Annotated in this window: 14 protein-coding genes; 6 read left to right on the top strand and 8 right to left on the bottom strand. The window is 67.1% G+C overall.

Going from position 1 to position 18,312, the window contains the following annotated elements; translation table 11 throughout:
- The first annotated feature begins 10 nt into the window (after nt 1-10).
- On the top strand, nt 11-661 hold the full coding sequence (locus tag ACIP63_RS21230; protein ID WP_401517671.1) for a histidine phosphatase family protein: 651 nt from the start codon (nt 11-13) through the stop codon (nt 659-661).
- A 24-nt stretch (nt 662-685) separates the two neighbouring features.
- Here the strand turns inward: ACIP63_RS21230 and ACIP63_RS21225 are convergent, their stop codons facing one another.
- Nucleotides 686-1,270 (bottom strand): TetR/AcrR family transcriptional regulator, encoded by a 585-nt coding sequence (locus tag ACIP63_RS21225; protein ID WP_401517670.1) that lies wholly within the window; start codon nt 1,268-1,270, stop codon nt 686-688.
- 134 nt (nt 1,271-1,404) lie between these two features.
- Here ACIP63_RS21225 and ACIP63_RS21220 point away from each other — a divergent pair, with 134 nt between their 5' ends.
- On the top strand, nt 1,405-2,655 hold the full coding sequence (locus ACIP63_RS21220; RefSeq protein ID WP_401517668.1) for an NADH:flavin oxidoreductase/NADH oxidase family protein: 1,251 nt from the start codon (nt 1,405-1,407) through the stop codon (nt 2,653-2,655).
- 421 nt (nt 2,656-3,076) lie between these two features.
- On the opposite strand, the gene ACIP63_RS21215 is transcribed toward ACIP63_RS21220, so the two are convergent.
- The 3 genes from ACIP63_RS21215 to ACIP63_RS21205 form a co-directional block, all read right to left on the bottom strand.
- The gene (locus ACIP63_RS21215) at nt 3,077-4,675 is read right to left on the bottom strand and encodes a succinic semialdehyde dehydrogenase (RefSeq protein WP_401517666.1); all 1,599 of its coding nucleotides are present in this window, start codon (nt 4,673-4,675) and stop codon (nt 3,077-3,079) included.
- A gap of 15 nt (nt 4,676-4,690) precedes the next feature.
- Nucleotides 4,691-5,611, bottom strand: a complete 921-nt coding sequence (locus ACIP63_RS21210; RefSeq protein WP_401517663.1) for an acetoacetate decarboxylase family protein — start codon at nt 5,609-5,611, stop codon at nt 4,691-4,693.
- 763 nt (nt 5,612-6,374) lie between these two features.
- Nucleotides 6,375-6,977 (bottom strand): TetR family transcriptional regulator, encoded by a 603-nt coding sequence (locus ACIP63_RS21205; protein ID WP_401517661.1) that lies wholly within the window; start codon nt 6,975-6,977, stop codon nt 6,375-6,377.
- A gap of 208 nt (nt 6,978-7,185) precedes the next feature.
- On the opposite strand from ACIP63_RS21205, the gene ACIP63_RS21200 reads away from it, so the two are divergent.
- From ACIP63_RS21200 to ACIP63_RS21190, 3 genes are all read left to right on the top strand, one after another.
- Nucleotides 7,186-7,896: a type 1 glutamine amidotransferase domain-containing protein gene (locus ACIP63_RS21200; RefSeq protein ID WP_401517660.1), complete on the top strand. Its 711-nt coding sequence runs from the start codon at nt 7,186-7,188 to the stop codon at nt 7,894-7,896.
- Nucleotides 7,897-8,054: 158 nt separating this feature from the next.
- Nucleotides 8,055-9,518, top strand: coding sequence for an aldehyde dehydrogenase family protein (locus ACIP63_RS21195; RefSeq protein ID WP_401517658.1), 1,464 nt, complete (start codon nt 8,055-8,057; stop codon nt 9,516-9,518).
- 101 nt (nt 9,519-9,619) lie between these two features.
- Nucleotides 9,620-10,726: a saccharopine dehydrogenase family protein gene (locus ACIP63_RS21190; RefSeq protein ID WP_401517656.1), complete on the top strand. Its 1,107-nt coding sequence runs from the start codon at nt 9,620-9,622 to the stop codon at nt 10,724-10,726.
- A gap of 214 nt (nt 10,727-10,940) precedes the next feature.
- Here the strand turns inward: ACIP63_RS21190 and ACIP63_RS21185 are convergent, their stop codons facing one another.
- The 4 genes from ACIP63_RS21185 to ACIP63_RS21170 all read right to left on the bottom strand — a co-directional run bounded on the left by ACIP63_RS21185 (nt 10,941) and on the right by ACIP63_RS21170 (nt 17,290).
- Nucleotides 10,941-12,254, bottom strand: coding sequence for an MFS transporter (locus tag ACIP63_RS21185; RefSeq protein ID WP_401517653.1), 1,314 nt, complete (start codon nt 12,252-12,254; stop codon nt 10,941-10,943).
- A 74-nt stretch (nt 12,255-12,328) separates the two neighbouring features.
- Nucleotides 12,329-13,429 carry a phosphotransferase family protein gene (locus tag ACIP63_RS21180; protein WP_401517650.1) on the bottom strand — a complete coding sequence of 367 codons (1,101 nt, stop codon included), beginning with the start codon at nt 13,427-13,429 and terminating at the stop codon, nt 12,329-12,331.
- A complete protein-coding gene (locus ACIP63_RS21175) occupies nt 13,429-15,474 on the bottom strand; it encodes a glucose 1-dehydrogenase (RefSeq protein WP_401517648.1) in 2,046 nt (681 codons plus the stop codon). Before ACIP63_RS21175 ends, ACIP63_RS21180 begins: the two co-directional genes overlap by 1 nt.
- Before the next feature lie 4 nt (nt 15,475-15,478).
- Entirely contained in the window at nt 15,479-17,290 is a 1,812-nt protein-coding gene (locus ACIP63_RS21170) for a class I adenylate-forming enzyme family protein (protein WP_401517645.1), read from the bottom strand.
- An 86-nt stretch (nt 17,291-17,376) separates the two neighbouring features.
- Between ACIP63_RS21170 and ACIP63_RS21165 the strand changes: the two genes are divergently transcribed.
- Complete coding sequence (locus ACIP63_RS21165; protein ID WP_401517643.1) at nt 17,377-17,988, top strand: TetR/AcrR family transcriptional regulator; 612 nt, start codon at nt 17,377-17,379, stop codon at nt 17,986-17,988.
- Nucleotides 17,989-18,312: the final 324 nt, after the last annotated feature.

The following is an 18,312-nucleotide window of genomic DNA, read 5'->3' as shown; positions in this document are numbered from 1 at the left end:
AGTAACGCCCATGCCGCTCATCTGCCTCATTCGCCACGGCCAGGCCTCCGCCGCCTCGGAAGATTACGACGTCCTGTCCGATCCGGGGCGAGCCCAGGCCACGGCCGTCGGCCAGGAACTCGCCCGCCGTGGCCTGCGCGATCCTCACCTCGTCTCGGGCACACTCACCCGCCAGCGCGACACCGCCCGCCTGATCGCGGAAGCCGCCGGATTCCAGCAGCCACTCAACCAGGACGCGCGCTGGAACGAATACGACCACCTCGACCTGCTGGCCCGCTATGCCCCGGCGTCCCACCAGTCGCAGTCCTCCGTCCAGGACCTGCTGGATCAGGCCCTTGCGGCGTGGATGAAGGACCCGAGCCCGACCGGCATCGAAGCCTGGGCCGCCTTCTCCGGGCGGGCAGCATCCGCTCTGACCGCGCTGTCCGCGGAGCTCGGTCGGGGGCGCGACGCAGTCGTCGTCACCTCGGGTGGTGTTCTCGCCGCACTGTGCGGCGCACTGCTGTCACTGCCGAGCGAAGGCGTCATCGCCCTCAACCGCGTGACCGTCAACGCCTCGGTCACCACCCTCGCCGTCGGTGGATCCGGGACCAGTCTCCTGACCTTCAACGAGCACGCCCACTTCGCCGGTGAGCAGCGCCATCTGCTCACCTACCGCTGACAGAGCACGCAGGTGGCAGATGGCCTATGCGGTCATCTGCGTGGATGGCGCCGCTTCCGCCTGTGACATCGCCGGCGATACGGAGAACAGCGCGAACACCGCGGCCCGGACCTGCTCGGCGACCACGGCGGGGCTCGAGCTGTCGAGCTTGCCATCCAGGTGCAGGAACGCCAGACCGTGCACGAGGGCCCATACGGTGGTTGGCAGTGCCCCCGCATCATCCGCGCCGGGGAAGGCGTCACGGACGATGCGTTGGACGTACTCCGAGATAACGGCCGTCGCCGCGACCCGCTCCTCACTGGTGGGGTCGCAGGGCTCGGCGAACATGGCCCGGAACAGAGCTGGGTGCTCGAGCGCGAACTGCACGTAGACCACGGCGACCGCAGCGAGATCTTCGGGGGTGGAGGGCGCGGGATGGGCGCCGGCCAGATGTTCGGCGAGCTCGCGGTACCCCTGCGCTGCGACCGCGGAGACGAGCGCGTCACGGTCCGCGAAGTGGCGATAGGGCGCTGTCGCGGACACGCCTGCCCTCCGGGCGACCGCACGCAGCGACAGACCGGCGCTGCCGTCCTCTTCGAGCAGCTCTCTCGCTGCACGCAGGCAGGCCATGCGCAGATCTCCGTGGTGATACCCATTTGCTTGAGACACAGGTCACACTCCCTTATGTGTGCGGCGCTTACATCATTCCTTTAATGTGAACGGTGCATACATCATAAGTGATTGAGACGGAAGAGGGAACTCGGATGACCAGTGAGCTGTTCTCGCCGTTGCTCCTGCGCTCAGGCCAGGTGCTGCCCAATCGGATCGCCAAGGCGGCCATGGAGGAGAACATGGCCGGTGAGGGCCAGCTTCCCGGCCGGCAGCTGCTGACGTTGTACCGGCGCTGGGCCGCTGGTGGAACCGGGCTGCTGATCACCGGCAACGTCATGGTGCACGCCGAGGCGCTGACCGGGCCCGGCGGCGTGGTTCTCGATGAGAAAGCGCCGCTGGAGCCGTTCACCGAGTGGGCCAAGGCCGGCAAGTCCGGTGGGGGTGCGATCTGGATGCAGATCAACCACCCGGGCCGCCAGGTGGCATCCGGCATGCCGGGCGTCGTCTGGGGCCCGTCAGACATAGGCGTCTCTCTGGGTAAGCACAGCAGCCGCTTCGGCCGTCCGACCGCCATGACCCCCCGGCAGATCGACGAGACGGTTACCCGCTTCGCGGTCACAGCCCATCGTGCGGAGAAGGCGGGGTTCGACGGTGTGGAGATCCATGCGGCGCACGGCTATCTGCTGTCGCAGTTCCTGTCTCCCCTCGTCAACAAGCGCACCGACCAGTGGGGCGGGTCGCTCGAGAACCGGGCCCGGATGCTGCTGGACATCGTCCGTGTCGTGCGCGCTTCTGTCTCACCGTCCTTCGCGGTCGCGGTGAAGCTCAATTCCGCCGACTTCCAGCGCGGAGGCTTCGACGCCGACGATGCCCGGCAGGTGATCGAGATGCTCGAGCCGCTCGGCGTGGACATGGTCGAGTTGTCCGGCGGCAGCTACGAGAGCCCCGCGATGACCGGCCGCCCCGCCGATAGCCGCACGCAGGCCCGTGAAGCCTACTTCCTGGACCTCGCGAAGGACCTGGTCAAGACGAGCCCGCTGCCGTTGATGCTCACCGGAGGCATCACCCGGCGCGACACCGCCGAACGCGTCCTCGACAGCGGCGTCGCGGTCGTCGGAATGGGCACCGCCCTCGCCGTCACCCCGGACCTGCCTGAACGCTGGAAGGTCCACCGCGAGGCCGACCGCCTGATGGAGCCGGTGACCTGGTCCGACAAGGCCCTTGCCTCGGCTGCCAGCATGGCGCGGGTCCGTCACCTGATGCGTCGAATCGCCCGCGGTGGCAGCCCCAGGCCCGGTACCCACCCCGCTGTCGCTTTGGTCTCCGAGCAGCGAAAGCAGCGACAGGCCGTGCGAAGCTACCGCGCCTGGCTGAGCAAGAGGCAGGACGCCGCAAGCCACTGAGCATGTTTCGTCACCACGGTGCCCGGATGTCTCCAGCAGGTGGAGCACCCGGGCACCTCAGCATCTGAGGTGCTGGTGATGGCCCCGTTGACCACGTTCTTCCAGTCGCACCTCGGCTGCTGACGCGGAGGCCCTGAGAACATGCAGGTCGTGTGGTTGTACGTCTCGTGGTGACCCGGCGGAGCGGCAACGGGTGTCGGGCCATGTGGCTTTTCCCGCCCCGTAGGGGGGACTTCGCAGTCTTCGGCTCGATGTCGTCGAGCATGCCTGGTGGATACCCGGCCGCGCCGCGCACCCGGCGACCCCTGGGGTGCTGTCGGAGGCGGAGCAGGCGAAGAGGGCGGATCCTGTCGCGGGGACGGGCCGCCCTCCTTTCGTGCCGTGTCCCTGGTCACGGCCACGGCCGTATGGCAGCCGCCGTTCAGCGGAGGCCGGCTGCCTTCATGACCTTCAGCGCCCCGGTCAGGAGCGTGGCCCAGCTTTCGGGGGAGATGCGCGCCGGCGGGTAGAACCCCTGCACGCGCTGGTGGGCGACGGTCTGGGGTTCGGTGTATTTGAGGATGCCGTCGGCGCCGTGGCGACGGCCGAGTCCGGAGTCGCCCATGCCGCCCATCGGTGCGTCGATGCTGCCCCAGGCGGCGGCGAAGGCTTCGTTGACGTTGACGGTCCCGGAATGGACGCGGGCTGCGACGGCACGACCGCGTGCTCCGTTGCCGCTCCAGACGCTGGAGTTGAGGCCGTAGGGGGTGGCGTTGGCCTTCTCAACTGCCTCGTCGACGTCGCGGTAGGTGTAGATGGAGACGACCGGGCCGAAGGTCTCGTGGTCGTAGAGCGTCATGTCGGGGGTGACGTCGGTGAGAATGGTCGGCTCGTAGAACAACGGCCCCAGGTCCGGCCGAGCTTTGCCTCCGGCGAGGACGGTGGCGCCCTTGGCGACGGCGTCATCGACATGTTCGGTGACGGTCTTCAGCTGAGACGGGGTGGTGAGGCTGCCGACGTCGATGCTGTAGTTGTACGCGGCGCCGATTTTGAGGTTCTTGGTGCGGGCGGTGAAGGCGGCGACGAACTCGTCGCGGATGGACTCGGCCACGTACAGGCGTTCGATGGAGACGCACAGCTGACCGGCGGAGGGGAAGCAGGCAGCGACGGCGCCGTCGGCAGCCTTGTCGATGTCGGCGTCGTCGAGGACGATCATCGGGTTCTTGCCGCCGAGTTCGAGAGAGGCGCCGATGAGGCGTCGGCCGGCATCGCTCGCGATCTGGCGTCCACTGGCAGTTGAGCCGGTGAACATCATGTAGTTGGCGTTCTCCATCAGCGCGCCGCCGATGGAGCTGCCCCGGCCGACCACCATCTGCCACACGTCGGCGGGCAGCCCGGCCTCGTACATCAGGTCGAGCGACCACAGTGCGGTCAGCGCGGTCTGTGTGTCGGGCTTCTGCACCACGGCGTTGCCGGCTATGAGAGCCGCAATGGCATCGCTGGCCGCCATGCTCAGCGGGTAGTTCCACGGAGAGATGACCGTGACAACACCCTTCGGGTGGCGCAGCTCTGTTGTGTGGGTCAGCAGCGGAATCGCCCCGCGGCGGCGCTTGGGGCTCAGGTACTTCGCGGCGTTGCGAGCGTAGTACCGGGAGGTGATCGCGATGTCGACCACTTCGAGAAACGCATCGCGACGGGTCTTGCCGTTCTCGGCCTGCATCAGGTCCAGTGCCTCGTCCTGGCGGGCCAGCACAAGGTCGTGGTAGCGCAGCATGATCTTCTTGCGCTCGCTGATGGGCGTGGCAGCCCAGGACTTCTGCGCAGTTCGGGCGCGGGCGAACGCGGCCTCGACCTCAGCGGGTGTGGAAACCGGCAGGTCGGCCAGCGGTACACCGGTATAGGGGGCGGTGGTGGTGACCCGCGCAGCATCCGGCGCGGCCGAAACCCGTGCTGTCAGCCGCTCGAGCAGGGCGGGAGTCACGGAGGCGGGAAGTCCCACGCCGCGGACGCGGGTAGGGCGGTTGGCGTGTTCGGTGACCATGACAGAAGCTCCTTGCTACTTGTTCCGGCTCTGGACCGAGGTGGGGACCGGCATGTGCAGGGCGGCCTGGCCTTCGGTCATGACGTCGAACTGGATGGTCCTGATCGGCTTGAGCGAGCGCAGGTCGTCGGCCATACGGCCTTCCCCTACGTGAAGGGTGACGTCGCGCGGGACCCGCGTCGTACCGGCGTTCAGCACATTGGTCTGGTTCAGGGTGGAGTGCCACGCGCCGTTGATCGACGTGTACGAGGTGAGCGATCCGACGCGCTCTCCGCTCGGGTATGCCGTCTGCTTCGGTGTGTTCGCCAGGAGTGACAGGTCCGTCCCGCCGCCATCGTTGGCCACATGGGCGGTCGTGCGACGGTCGTCGATGTCCACCTGGAGGTCAGTGACCCACTTGGGGAAGCCGTAGCCATCGTGACCGCGAACCTGGGCGATCTCCGTGCTGACGGGCAGCGACAGCACGTAGGAGTCGAGGTGTTCGTTCTTGAGTCCGGCGACGAGGTCGAAGAAGCCGAACTTGCCGTGCCGCGCGGGCTTGACTGCGATGCCGACGGCGGCTTCGGTGTAGAAGTCGATGTCGCACACGTCGTAGCGGAAGAACATCACCGATACCAGCCCGAGCCCCGGTGCGACCTCCAGGGGCGCCAGCTCTGCGGGCAGCCGGGTGCGAATCGCGCGCGACGGGGCGAGCATGGTGAGCCGAGCAGTCGAAAGGGTGTAGTAGAAGTTCGGCGTGAGCGTGGGGCCGATCGGGGAGTCGACCTTGATCTTGGGGAGCTGCCGAAAGAAGTCGACGCCGCTGACGCGGGGGTCACGCGCGATCTCATCGAGATCCGGGTTCATGCGGTACCGGTCGTACAGGCCACCCTTCGGAACCGTGACCGAACGGTCACCCAGGTCGACCTTGACTGCGTCCTTCTGTGCCGATGTCATTGCGAAAATCCCTCATTCACTCTTATGTTTACGGCGCATACATGACTGTAGCTTCCCTATGTATGCACCGTCAACACTGCGGTGTGGTGTATTTGAGCGATTGCCTTCAGTGAGTGAGGGTCGAGGGTGTCGTCCCCGCCGCTGCTGAGGGAGGACAGCTTCTAGCCGCCCGTCGTGTGAGGACGTCGGCCCCGCGCAGGTTCGGGCGTCTGACGCCTGCGCGATCGCCCGACGTCCCCGAGCGTTGCGACCGCCCTGTCGGGCGGACGGTGACCCGTCTTGAGGGCCTGTCGGGCTCTCCGCTGGATCCGCGGGCAATGCCGGATGAAGCGGAGGCGCGGCAGCAGATCATGAACCGGGGGCTCGTGCTGCCTCAGTCGGCACCACCGACACACTGCTGGTCGCCTTTGGGGGTGGGAGGGCCTCGCCTGTCGCGCTGGGCACGCTCACCTCCACCTTGGACGAGGCTCAGAGGCACCCTGGCATTGGTATCGATACGGCGGGCTCGGGGACGCGATCATCGCCGGGTCGATCCTGCAGGCCCTGCCGGGCTGCGCGATGGCGCTGTGGGGCTCGGCGTGCTGCTCATCTTCGCGGTCGGTGCCGCCGCGCTCGCCCCTTCAGGGCCTCTTCGGCGTCGTCGGTACCGGCCTGGTGATGCTGCTCGTGGTGATCGCGGGAAACCCAGGCGCGGGGGGCGCCTTCCCTGCGCCGATGCTGCCGCTGTTCTGGCGTCAGCGGAGGCTCGAAGTCGCCCGCTCGGTCAGAGGTGGGGGATCTGCACAAATCCGAACACTTCATCGATAAGAGCGGCTAGTGACTGCTCTTCGTCGCTGTCGACCCAGCGCGTGATGGCGACGTCGAAGCAACCCAGTGCGATGGCGACCATCGTCTGGGCCTTCAGTCCGGCTTCGGACCCGCCGGGATCTATCCGCGGCGCGATCTCGGGTACCAGGGCGTCGGTCCACGCCAGGTGCTTCTCCAGGTACCGCGCGCGCAGGCCTGGTGTATGGCAGATGACGCGGGTGGCCCGTTTCCAGCGTCCTGTGTCGGCGTCCATCTGGTGCGCGGCAGCCCGGAAGGTGGCACACAACGCGTCCCATACCGGGTTCTCATCGAGGTGCTGGGTCAGCTCGCCCCGGACGTCCTCGGCGGTGGGGACGCGGTTCCCGAAGACGACGTCCTCCTTGTTGCTGAAATAGCGGAAGAAGCTGCGTTGGGAGATTCCTGCTGCCGCGACGATGTCGGCAACGGTGACCTGGTCGAAGCCGGAGGTGTCGAAGAGTTCGAGGGCGGTGTCTGCCAGGGCTTCTGTGACGGCCTGGCGGGTCTTCATGCGCAGGCCGGGTTTGGTGGTCTCCCTCATTCCATAAGGCTATCAGTGTCAAGGGTGGCAGCCTGTGCCACAAGTGACGTACCCTGCCACGGCGGGATGGGTGTGCGGTCTCCGCAGTAGTGACCGGTCGCCCTAGCCCTTCCGTCGGCAGATGATGGTTTGGGGCCCTCACCGGATATCAATGGATGTGCCCACCGAGTCGGTAGCGGAGCTGTCTCGGCAGGAGGGAGAGACGACGATGACCAAGGTGCTTTTCGTGGTGTCGGCAGCTGACCGCTGGACGCTCAGGGACGGGGAGGTGCACCCCTCGGGGTTCTGGGGTGAGGAGCTGGCGATGCCGCACAAGATCTTCACCAAGGCGGGGTGGGAGATCACCATTGCGACTCCCGGCGGGAAGGCCCCGACGCTGGACCAATTGAGCATGTCGCGTACTGCGGGCTGGCCGTCAAAGCTGCGCGAAGTGTCCTCCTATCTGGAGTCGATCAAGGCCGAGCTGAACAGCCCGCAGCCGCTGGATGAGATCGACCCGGACGACTTCGACGTGGTGTTCTACCCGGGTGGCCACGGCCCGATGGAGGATCTGTCCGTCGATCCGGTTTCGGGCGCGTTGATCACACAGGTTCTCGCCTCAGGCAAGCCGTTGGCCTTGCTGTGCCATGCGCCGGCGGCGGCGTTCGCATCGCAGAACGAAGACGGGTCGTGGCCGTTCACCGGCTACCGGATGACCGGGCTGTCGAACCTGGAGGAGAAATTCAACAGCTTCGGCCGCAAGGCCATGTGGCTGCTGGAGGACCGACTGCGTGAGAGCGGCGCGGACTACGTCAAGGCCCGCCTGCCACTGCGCCCGTTCGTGGTGGTCGACCGCAATCTGTACACGGGGCAGAACCCGCCGTCCTCCGAGCGCCTTGCTGAGCGACTCGTCGCCGACATGAAGGCAGCGGCACGGTAGCCGAGCAGACTCAGCGGGCAGCTCTCAAGGCAGCGTTCGCACAGTCCGCGAGGCGCGACGCGGTTGCCCCCGCTGTAGTCCCAGCTCGTGCACCGGCCTCGCATCGCCTGCGGACTGCCGGTACGGACCCGGCCCACCCTCACCCGGAAGGCGCACCCATGACCGGCACCGCCCCATCCGTTACCCAGCAGCATCAGGAAATCCCGGAGACTGTCATACGCCTGCGGGCCACCTTCGACACAGGCGTCACCCGGCCAGCCGCCTGGCGGCTACGCCAGCTCCGCGGCCTGCGGAGCCTTCTGACGAACCACACCCGGTCCATCGAGAAGGCTCTCTACGACGACTTGCGTAAAGGGCGGACCGAGTCTCATCTCACCGAGATCGGGGGAGTCTTGGCGGAGGTGGATCACGCCCTGCGTTACCTCAAGAGGTGGATGAAACCGCAACGGGTCGCAGTACCCCTGAACCTGAAACCGGCCACCGCCCGCATCCATACCGAACCCCTCGGCGTGTGCCTGATCATTGCGCCCTGGAACTATCCGCTGACTCTGACGCTGAACCCCCTGGTCGGCGCACTGGCAGCCGGAAACGCAGCCGTCGTCAAGCCGAGCGAGCTCGCCCCAGCAACCAGCGCCCTGCTTGCCGGCCTCCTGCCCCGCTACACGGAGGCGGTCGCCGTCGTCGAAGGAGCGGTCGAGGAAACCACACTGCTGCTCGAGCAGCGGTTCGACCACATCTTCTACACCGGGAACGGCACGGTCGGCCGGATCGTGGCTGCCGCAGCGGCACGCAACCTGACCCCGACCACCCTCGAACTGGGCGGCAAGTCACCCGCCTTCATCGACGAGACGGCCGACATGGCCACCACGGCGCGCCGACTGGCATGGGGCAAGTTCACCAATGCAGGGCAGACCTGCGTCGCACCCGACTACGTCCTGGTCACCCCATCCGCCCGGAACTCCCTGCTGTCGGCGCTCCCGGGAACGATCCGGGAGATGTTCGGACCAGATCCACGGACCAGCTCCGACTACGGGCGCATCATCAACGACCGGCACTTCCAGCGTCTGAGCGGACTCATGGCCGAGGGCGACCTCCTCGCAGGAGGCGTGTCCGATGTGGAGGAGCGCTACATCGCGCCCACTGTGCTGATCGACGTACCGCACAGCGCCGCCGTAATGACCGAGGAGATCTTCGGACCGATCCTCCCCATTCTGACCGTGCGCGACGTTGACGAGGCAATTGACTTCATCAACGCCAGGGACAAGCCCCTCTCCCTGTACGCGTTCACCCGCGACAAGGCAGCCCGGCGAGCACTGGCGGACAGGACCTCCTCTGGAGGACTCGTCTACAACGCACCGATGATCCACCTCGGAGTCCCGAACCTGCCGTTCGGCGGTGTAGGAGAGTCCGGCATGGGCGCCTACCACGGCAGAACGTCTTTCGACACCTTCAGCCACCGCAAACCCGTCCTCTCCAAGCCCACGCGGCCCGACACCCTGCGTCTGATCTACGCACCCCACACCTCCCGCTCCTTCGCCTTCATCGCCAAAGCCGTAGCCCGCACACACCCGCTCCTGGGCGCCCCGCACCGATCGCCGAGAGACCGCACGACCGGTCAGTGACGCCGGCGGTGTCCGCCGACCATCAGGGAGAACCGCTCGAACAGGCCGTCGTGCCGATGTCCCGCGTCCGCAGGAACTTGCACAAAGGAAGACGACAATCGATGACCAGCCGCATCATTCTTCTGGGCGCCACCGGATACACAGGCGACCTCGTCCTCAGCGCCCTACTGCGCCGAGGTGTGAAGCCGACCATTGCCGGACGCAACCCCGCAGCCCTCGCAGCGCTTGCCCAACGTGCCGGCGGACTGGACCACCTGGTCGTCGACGCCACCGATCCCGCCAGCCTCCAAAAGCATCTGCAAACCGCAGACGTCCTGATCACCACGGTCGGCCCCTTTGAACGCTTCGGCATTCCGATCGCGCAGGCCGCCGCCGACGCAGGCGCCCACTACATCGACTCCACCGGCGAAGTCGGATTCGTCCGCACCCTGCACGACCGCCACCACCAACGTGCGCGGGAGACCGGGGCGGTGATGCTGCCCGCCTTCGGCTACGACTACGTCCCAGGCGTACTCGCCGGAGCCCTTGCCGCAAGCGAGGCCGGCGCTGCTGTGCGGGCGCTCGACGTCGGCTACTTCGCCACCGGCCCGATCTGGCGCGGGATCAGCCAGGGCACCCGCACCACCATGCGCGACGGCATGACCCTTCCCTCCACACGCTGGCATCGGAACCGACTCACCGAGGAACGCACCGCATCCCGGGTCCACCGCTTCACCGTCCGCGGCCGCCGAAAGTCCGCCTTCCTCGTCTCCGGAACCGAAGTGCTCTTTCTGCCCCAGGAGTTCCCGTCGATCGAGGACGTCACCGTCTACAACGGCTGGTTCCCCGAACTCAGCCGCCCTCTCTCCATGTACTCAGCCCTCGCCAACGCCACCGCGCATCTTCCCGCGGGCCGCAAACTGACCGATGCCCTGACCCGCCCGCTGCTCATCGGCCCATCCGGCGGCCCCGATGCCGCGATGCGCGACCGCATCCCCTCCCAGGTCGTCGCCGTCGCCTCCTCAGGTATTCCGGGTAGCGCCCCGCTCGCGGAAATCCACCTCGAAGGCCCCAACCCCTACAGCCTGACGGGCGAACTCATCGCATGGGCCGCCCACCACATCGCGACCCATGCCGATGTGAACCCTGGCGTCGTGGGTCCCACCGCGGCCTTCGGCCTTGAGACACTCCGCAACGCCTGTGCTGAACTCGGGCTCGTCCCGGTCTGACGGGCACGGAAGCAGCCCGGTGCTGTTGAGCGTCCGAAGGCGCAACCCGCCCGGTCTGAACGTCCGACCCTGGCCTGCCTCAACGGCGGCACGGCGTCTGCTGAGGAGGCCGGCCGCACGTCGTCGACGGAGATGACCTGTACAGGCGGCCTCCGAACGGTGCCGGGAATGAGCGCGTGCTCGGCTCCCGGATCAGCGGTCGTCACACATGAGGTCAAGCGTCCTTCAGGTGAATGCCCTTCGTTTCCCGCATGAGATAGCACGCGATGCCCGTGAAAGAGCACAAAAGCATGATGTAGAGGCTGGAGAGCCTGGCCGCGCCGAGTTCGATGAAGAGCTGGTTCAGGTACGGTGCGGTGCCTCCGAAGACGGCCACGGAGACGGAGTAGGAGAAGCCGATGGCCTGCGTACGCACCCGCGTCGGAAAGTTCTCCGACATGGTTGCGGACAGAAGCGCTCCGGGGATGGCCACGATGGCCAAAGCCAGGGAGGACGCGACGAGGAGTGTCCAGCCTGCCGAAGCGATCATCTGGGTGAGCGGGATCTGCAGGCCGACCATCAGCACCGCGAACGTGATCATCAGTGGGCGGCGTCCGATCCTGTCGGAGAGGCGGCCCCAGAGAGGGAGGGTGATCAGGGCGATGCACTGGGCTGCGACCGAGCACCAGTAGGCGACACCTGCGTCCATGCCCTTCTGTGCGATGGCGTACGTCGAGACGTACGAAGTCCAGGTGTAGTGCGCTGCGGTGATGCCCGAGGTCATCGTGATGACGAGCAGGATGGAGCGGACCACCTGCTTCCTCGGCAACGGCGGTGGCTCATCAACCGACTTCTGGTCGGAGAACACCTCGCTCTCGTCCATGCTGCGGCGCAGGTACAGGGCCGCGAGAGCGAGAAACGCGCCGAGAACGAAGGGTATGCGCCAGCCCCACTGGGCGACTTCACTGTCGGACAGCACAGATGTCACTACCCCGCCCACCGAGTAGGCGACGGCCGAGCCACCGAAGATCGCGACGAACACGATACTTCCCCACAGTCCGCGGCGTTCGTTCGGCGCGATCTCCGCGACGTAGGTGTTGGCCGTTGCCGACTCACCGCCGTGGGCGAACCCCTGCGCCATGCGGGCGAGCAGGAGAATGAGCGAGGCCCAGGCCCCCACGGACGCGTAGGTGGGCATGAACCCGATGACGAGGCTTCCGCCGGCCGTCATCAGCATGGTGGTGACCAGTACGAACTTGCGGCCGCGGCTGTCGGCGACCCGCCCGAAGACGATGCCGCCCAGCGGGCGCATGAGGAAACCCACAGCGAAGACAGCCAGCGTCGACAGCAGCGCCGACACCCGGTCGGACGTGTTGAACATGGCTGTGGCGATAAAGGGTGCGAAGACGGCGTAGGCGCTCCACTCGTACCACTCGAGGACGTTTCCGATCGTGCTGGCGAGGAGGGACTTGCGCTTCGACCGGAGGGTGGGGGTCGGATGAGTTCTCCCCCCGGTCGCGGCCCCGGGCCCCGTCTGTGCGTTGCTCAAGGGTGACTCCTTCACTGATTTCGGGCATGGCGAAGTGAGGTCTGGTACTCGGGGTGCGGTGTAGGTGTCGGGCGTCAGCCGCTGCTGGCCGCGGCCAGGCCGGCGTACTGCGCGGCCATGTCCAGCAGACGGGGAACTCCCGTTTCCAGCGACGGCCCGAAGACCGTGTCGTTCGGGCGTTCACCACGCCGCCAGCGGGTGTGGATGGCCTCGCAGAAGATCGCTGCCTTCCAGAGCGCGAGGGCCTGGTACCAGGGGAGCGGCGCGAGATCGAGGCCCGTGCGGGACTGGTAGCGAGCCGCCAGCTGGCGCCTGGAGAGGTAGCCGGGCGCCCGGGTCACAGGGGTCAGTTCCAGCGGGGTGCTCGGGATACCCGCCTCGGAGTAGGTAGCGGTGAGGTAGCCCAGGTCCGCCAGCGGGTCGCCGAGCGTTGCCATCTCCCAGTCCAGGATCGCGAGGAGGTGGGCGGGCGCTTGCGGAGCGAACATGAGGTTGCCCATGCGGTAGTCGCCGTGCACTACCGCCGCCGCCTGGCTCGTCGGCTGGTTGCGGCTGAGCCAGTCCGCGATCCGCTCCACCGCAGGAAGGCTGCGCGTGGTGTTGATCTCCCAGAGTCCGCTGAACCGTTCGACCTGGCGCCGCAGATATCCGTCGGGTGAGCCCAAGGAGGCAAGTTCGCCTCCGGTCACGTCGATGCGGTGGAGCCCGACGAGAGCATCGACGACGGCGTGGCTGGTCACCCTCTGCTGCTCGGCAGTGGCGAGGTGGGCCGGGACCGTGTCGGTGATGACCGTCCCGTCGAGGCGGGACATGACGTAGAACGGTACGCCCAGGACGGAATCGTCCTCGCAGACAGCGAGTATCTGCGGCACCGGGATTCCGTGTCCGCTCAGCATTTTCTGGATTCGGGCCTCGCGCACCATGTCGTGCGTCGACTTCGGCAGGGGCGGTCGTGGGCCACGGCGAAGGACGACGCTGTCGTCCCCACGCCGGATCAGGTAGGTGACGTTGGAGTGACCGTCACCGATCCGCTGCCACGAGAGTGGACCCTGCCCGATCTCGTGCGTGTCCAGGAAGGCGGTGACCGCGTCAAGGACAAGGAGAGGAGGGGCGTCGAGATGGCGGGCGTGGTCCCAGCCGGCGACAACTTCCACTCCATCGGGGAAGGTGTGCATCACGCGTTCCCGTGCCGGACGACAGTGTCGCCGAGGTGCCGTTCTCCGGCCTGTACAGCGGCTTTCCTGCTCGACGAAGTCCGTCGGGCGATGGCCCACCTGTGGGTTTCGTTGGGGCCGTCGTAGATGCGGAACGGGCGGACCTCGTTGAGGTACTGGGCCAGTGGCAGCCCGTCGGAGACCCCGTCTCCGCCACAGATCTGGATGGCCCGGTCGACGACACGGAAGATGGCCTCCGAGCAGTGCACCTTCGCGACGGAGGACATCGCTGACCCTGTCTTCGGGTCCTCGTGCAGGAGCGCCGCGGTCTTGGTGATCAACGCGTCGGATGTCTCGATGTCGATCACCGACTCGGCGATGAGATTCTGTGCCAGGCCGAGCGAGTTGATCGGGCCGCCGAACAGCTCGCGCGTCTCGGCGCGGTCCAGAGCGATATCGAAGGCGCGCCGCGCCAGGCCCAGCCACCGCATGCAGTGAGTGAGGCGCGCCGGGCCGAGTCGTACCTGGGCGTACCGGAAGCCCAGCCCCACCCCGCCCAGCACGGCCTCGTCGGGGACGAAACAGTTCTGGAGGTGGAGGTGGGGGTGGCCGCCGTCGATGTAGCGGTCGACGGTGTGGATCGCCTCGCCGACCCTGATGCCGGGGTTCGTCATGTCGACGAGGAACATGGTGGCTCCCTCGGGGCCGTCCCCGGTGGCAGGGGTCCGCGCCATGACGATGCAGAACCCGGCGCCGATGGCACCGCTGGTGAACCGCTTGTGGCCGTCGATGATCCAGCCGCCTCCGGTCCGGGAGGCCGAGGTCTGCAGGGCCGCAGGGTCGGAGCCGGCTCCTGGGTGGGGCTCGGTCATGCCGAAGCAGGAGCGGATCTCGCCTGCGGCCAGAGGGACGAGGTATCGCTGTTTCTGATCCTCGGTCGCGACCACGTTGAGCATGTGCATGTTGCCCTCGTCGGGTGCCATGCAGTTGAGCGCGCTGGGGCCGATGGGCGAGTAGCCTGCTTCCTGCAGGATGGGGGACCAGTGCTCGATGGGCACCCCTTGGCCGCCGTACTCCTTCGGCACGTGCGGTGCGAAGACCCCGGCGTCTTTCGCCGCGGCCTGCAGGCGGGCACGAGTGGTCTGGTCGAGACGTTCGCCGGGTGCGGGTTCCGCATCGACGACGACCTCGCGTATGAACCGGCGTGTGCGTTGACGCAGCTTCTCTGTCTCGGTAGGGAGGTGAGTGAAGGTCATGACTGTCCTTTCGGGTCGGGTCCGCTCGTCATGCGGTGCCGTCGGCGACCGTGAGGCCGCCGTCGACGGTGAGGACATGGCGGTGACCCAGGAGGAGTCGTCCGAAGCCAGGTAGGCCACTGCTGAGGCGATGTCGGAGGGAACACCGAGGCGACCCAGGGGATAGGCCTCGGATACTTCGTCTTCCTTGCCCTCGTACAGGGCCTCGGCGAACCGTGTCTTCACCACCGCCGGCGCCACGGCGTTGACGCGTACCTCCGGCGCGAGTTCGACGGCCAGGGTCCGGGTCAGGTGGGACACCGCGGCCTTGGTCACTCCATACAGGCCGATCCCGGGTGACGGAGTCTGGCCGGTGACCGAGGAGAGGTTCACGACAGTCCCGTTGCGCTCCACGAAGCGGAGATCCTGGCGTGCGACGGCGCCCTGGACCCACGCGAGGGCGGCAAGAACGTTGACCTCCAGAACCTTCCGGGCGACGTCGAGGTCCAGCTCGGCGACGGGACCATAAGCCGGGTTGATGCCGGCGTTGTTCACGAGGACATCGAGCATCCCGAATTCGCGTGCTACGGCATCGAAGACCTCACGGCGGTGTCCGGGATTATCCGCCTTGCCTGCGACCGTGATGACGCTGCCCCGGGGGAGCGTGGCAGCGGCCTCCTCCAGTGGTCCGGCCTTACGTGCGGTGAGGCACACACGCGCGCCTTCGAGCACAAGGCGTTCGGCGATCGCAAGGCCGATTCCCCGGCTGGCCCCGGTCACGATCGCGGTGCGACCTGTGAACCGTCCCTGGCCGGCGTGGTTCTGCTTCAACGGATCAGTCCTTCGAGGGGGAGTTCGGCTCGGTACGGCTGGCCTTTCGGAGTTCGGCGCGCCGGATCTTTCCGCTCTGGGTCTTGGGAAGGTCTGCGATGACGTGGATCTGGCGGGGGCACTTGTAGGCGGCGAGGCGATCGCGGGAGAAGGCGATCAGTTCCTCCTGCGTGGCGTTCCGGCCTGCCTTGAGGGAGACGTAGGCGACGACCGTCTCGCCGCGGTAGTCGTCCGGCTGCCCGATCACGGCGGCCTCGAGCACCGACGGGTGCTCGTACAGGGCGTCCTCGACCTCGCGAGGCCAGACCTTGTAGCCGGAGACGTTGATCTGGTCCTTGAGCCGGTCCACCAGGTAGACCCAGCCCTGTTCGTCGATGATGGCGACGTCGCCGGTACGCAACCGGCCCTCCGGCATCGTCTGCTCGGTGGCCTCGGCCTTCCCCCAGTACCCAGGTACCACCTGAGGCCCCTGCAATTCCAGTTCCCCTTGCTCTCCGCTGGGCACCGGGTTGCCGTGCAGATCCACGACACGCGCGGTGAGATGCGGCAGCGGCAACCCGATGGACAGTGTCCCGCTGGGCGGGTGGATCGGCGCCCTGTGCCCCGGAGGTACGGCGATGACTGCGGAGGTGGTCTCGGTCATCCCGTAGCCGTTGTGGATATAGACGCCGAAGCGTTCTCGGAACCGCTCGACCGTCGCCGGCGGGATCGGCGCGCCCCCGGAGTACAGGGTTTTCACCGCCGCGAAGTGCCTCGGTTCGGCGTGCGGCAGCTCGTAGATCGCGTTGTACGCCGTGATGGAACCGATGGTGAAGGTCACCCCGTGCTCTGCGAAGGCATCCAGGACGACTTCGGGGTGGAACCGGCCTGTGAGGACGAGTGTGGTGTCCGTGAGCAGAGAGATGACCGCGTTGGCTACGGCGCCGGTGATGTGGAACAGCGGAGCGATGGCGAGAACGACATCCCCCTGGCTCAAGCCTGTCCAGGCCCCGCACGTCGCCACGACGCTGAGGACGTTGCCGTGGGTGTTCATGGCACCCTTCGGCGGCCCGGTCGTGCCGGAGGTGTATGTCAGGAACGCGACGTCCTCACGGGTCAGTTGCACCGGCTCGGGCCGGGAACCGTCGAATTCCTCGATCAGCGCCACGAGGTCACCGTCCGGCGCCGCCGAAGGACGTTCCGTCGTCATGAAGACCCGCGAGTCGTCGCGTGACTGGTAATCCAGTGCCGACGTGCTGATCAGCCACTGGACCGCGCTCCCCTCAAGGGTGGCGAGCGTTTCCTCGACGTCGACATCCGCGCACACGATCCCGACCGCACCCGCGTCGTCTACGATCCGGCGAAGCTCGTGTCGCCGGTACATCGGGTTGAGTCCCAGAGCCGTGGCACCCAGCTTCCACAGGGCGAGCAGCACCAGCGCGTACTGGGGGATGTTCTGCAGGTATACGCCGACACGGTCGCCTCGCCTGGTCCCACGTGCTTCGAGCGCAGCCGCGAGGGCGTCCGACGCAGCGTCAACGTCCTGCGCGGACAGGGCGCCGTCAAAGTAACGCAACGCCGTGACGCCGGAATTCTTCGCCACGCGTGCTTTCCACGCAGCTATGAGCGAGTCGTGCACGACCGCCGTTTCCGCTGCGACACCGGTCGGGGGCAAGGGCCCCCACGGAGGATCTTCAGGAGCCGTCACTTCTCGTCCCTCCTGCCCACGTATACGCAGGCCAATGGTTACCGAGCGTTCGCTCGGTACGAAGTGCGCTGCGAAGGTATGCTTACCGAGCGCTCGCTCGGTGAAGGATTGACGCGACGGGAGCGCCATGTCAAGGGGTCTGTTGCCGGTACAGGCCGGACGACGCTGCATACTGACGGGCCGACGCGACGAAGATTCGGGGCAAGGGGAGCGCTGTGACCAAGACCGACGCCAGGGCAGCCTGGAGGACGTACTCAGGCAGCGGACTGCCGCCCATCCTTGAAACGGCGCTTGCCTGCTTCATGGAGCACGGCTACCACGGGACGACCATTCGGACGGTCGCCTCCCGGGCGGAGCTCTCCGTGCCGGGGCTGTACTACCACTACGCGTCGAAACAGGCGCTGCTCGTCGCGATCGTCTCCTACGCCATGGACGACCTGTGGGAACGCAGCACCCAGGCCCTGGAGGAGGCCGGTAGCGACACCCGGCAGAGGCTGGACCTGCTCGTGGAATGTCTCGTGTTGTTCCACGCCCACAGACGGGACCTCGCGTTCATCGCCTACAGCGAGATCCGTAGCCTCACCGGGGAAGCCCGCACCACGTACATAGCCGCCCGTGACCGCCAGCAGCGCCTGATGGACCACGTGATCGAGGGCGGGGTCGAGCAAGGCGTCTTCACCACCGCATACCCGCGTGAGGTCAGCAGGGCGATCGTCACCATGTGCACCGGCGTTTCCCAGTGGTTCCGCACGGAAGGCAAACACACCCCTCAAGAGCTGGCGGAGCGGTACCGTGCCATGACCCGCATGACCGTGGGCGCACGATGAACACCGCCCGGGTGCGGGCCGCTCACTGCGGCACGCAGCCACTATCCATCGGGAGACGCCCCCAGCCGGGGCCAGGGGGCACACACGCGTGCTTGCGGGTGGCAGCACTGTAGGACAGGGCCGTCAGCTCGTGCTGTACAGGGACGCCCTCTACGCCGCGGATCCCGGTGGCGAAACCTGGTCCTTCCGCTCGGCCGGAGTCGTGCTCTGGCTTGCGTTCTCGGTAGCTTGCACCGCTACAACCGAACGGGTCCAACTCTGCTGCAATGTGCCCCATCGGCCGGCCACCGGCCCTGGAGCAGCGCCACAGAGACCATGTCTGTG

Origin of the sequence: Streptomyces sp. NPDC088746, from assembly GCF_044751065.1 — a bacterium.
Classification (GTDB): domain Bacteria; phylum Actinomycetota; class Actinomycetes; order Streptomycetales; family Streptomycetaceae; genus Streptomyces.
The sequence above is the reverse complement of the archived record's forward strand: the minus strand, read 5'-3'. Positions and strand labels throughout refer to the sequence as shown.

Excerpts from the sequence above, each read along its gene's own strand:
- ACIP63_RS21215 (WP_401517666.1), bottom strand. The coding sequence starts at position 4,675 with ATGGTCACCGAACACGCCAACCGCCCTACCCGCGTCCGCGGCGTGGGA.
- ACIP63_RS21200 (WP_401517660.1), top strand. The coding sequence starts at position 7,186 with ATGACCAAGGTGCTTTTCGTGGTGTCGGCAGCTGACCGCTGGACGCTC.
- ACIP63_RS21195 (WP_401517658.1), top strand. The coding sequence starts at position 8,055 with ATGACCGGCACCGCCCCATCCGTTACCCAGCAGCATCAGGAAATCCCG.
- ACIP63_RS21170 (WP_401517645.1), bottom strand. The coding sequence starts at position 17,290 with ATGGCGCTCCCGTCGCGTCAATCCTTCACCGAGCGAGCGCTCGGTAAG.
- ACIP63_RS21220 (WP_401517668.1), top strand. The coding sequence starts at position 1,405 with ATGACCAGTGAGCTGTTCTCGCCGTTGCTCCTGCGCTCAGGCCAGGTG.
- ACIP63_RS21210 (WP_401517663.1), bottom strand. The coding sequence starts at position 5,611 with ATGACATCGGCACAGAAGGACGCAGTCAAGGTCGACCTGGGTGACCGT.
- ACIP63_RS21180 (WP_401517650.1), bottom strand. The coding sequence starts at position 13,429 with ATGCACACCTTCCCCGATGGAGTGGAAGTTGTCGCCGGCTGGGACCAC.
- ACIP63_RS21225 (WP_401517670.1), bottom strand. The coding sequence starts at position 1,270 with ATGGCCTGCCTGCGTGCAGCGAGAGAGCTGCTCGAAGAGGACGGCAGC.
- ACIP63_RS21230 (WP_401517671.1), top strand. The coding sequence starts at position 11 with ATGCCGCTCATCTGCCTCATTCGCCACGGCCAGGCCTCCGCCGCCTCG.
- ACIP63_RS21190 (WP_401517656.1), top strand. The coding sequence starts at position 9,620 with ATGACCAGCCGCATCATTCTTCTGGGCGCCACCGGATACACAGGCGAC.
- ACIP63_RS21205 (WP_401517661.1), bottom strand. The coding sequence starts at position 6,977 with ATGAGGGAGACCACCAAACCCGGCCTGCGCATGAAGACCCGCCAGGCC.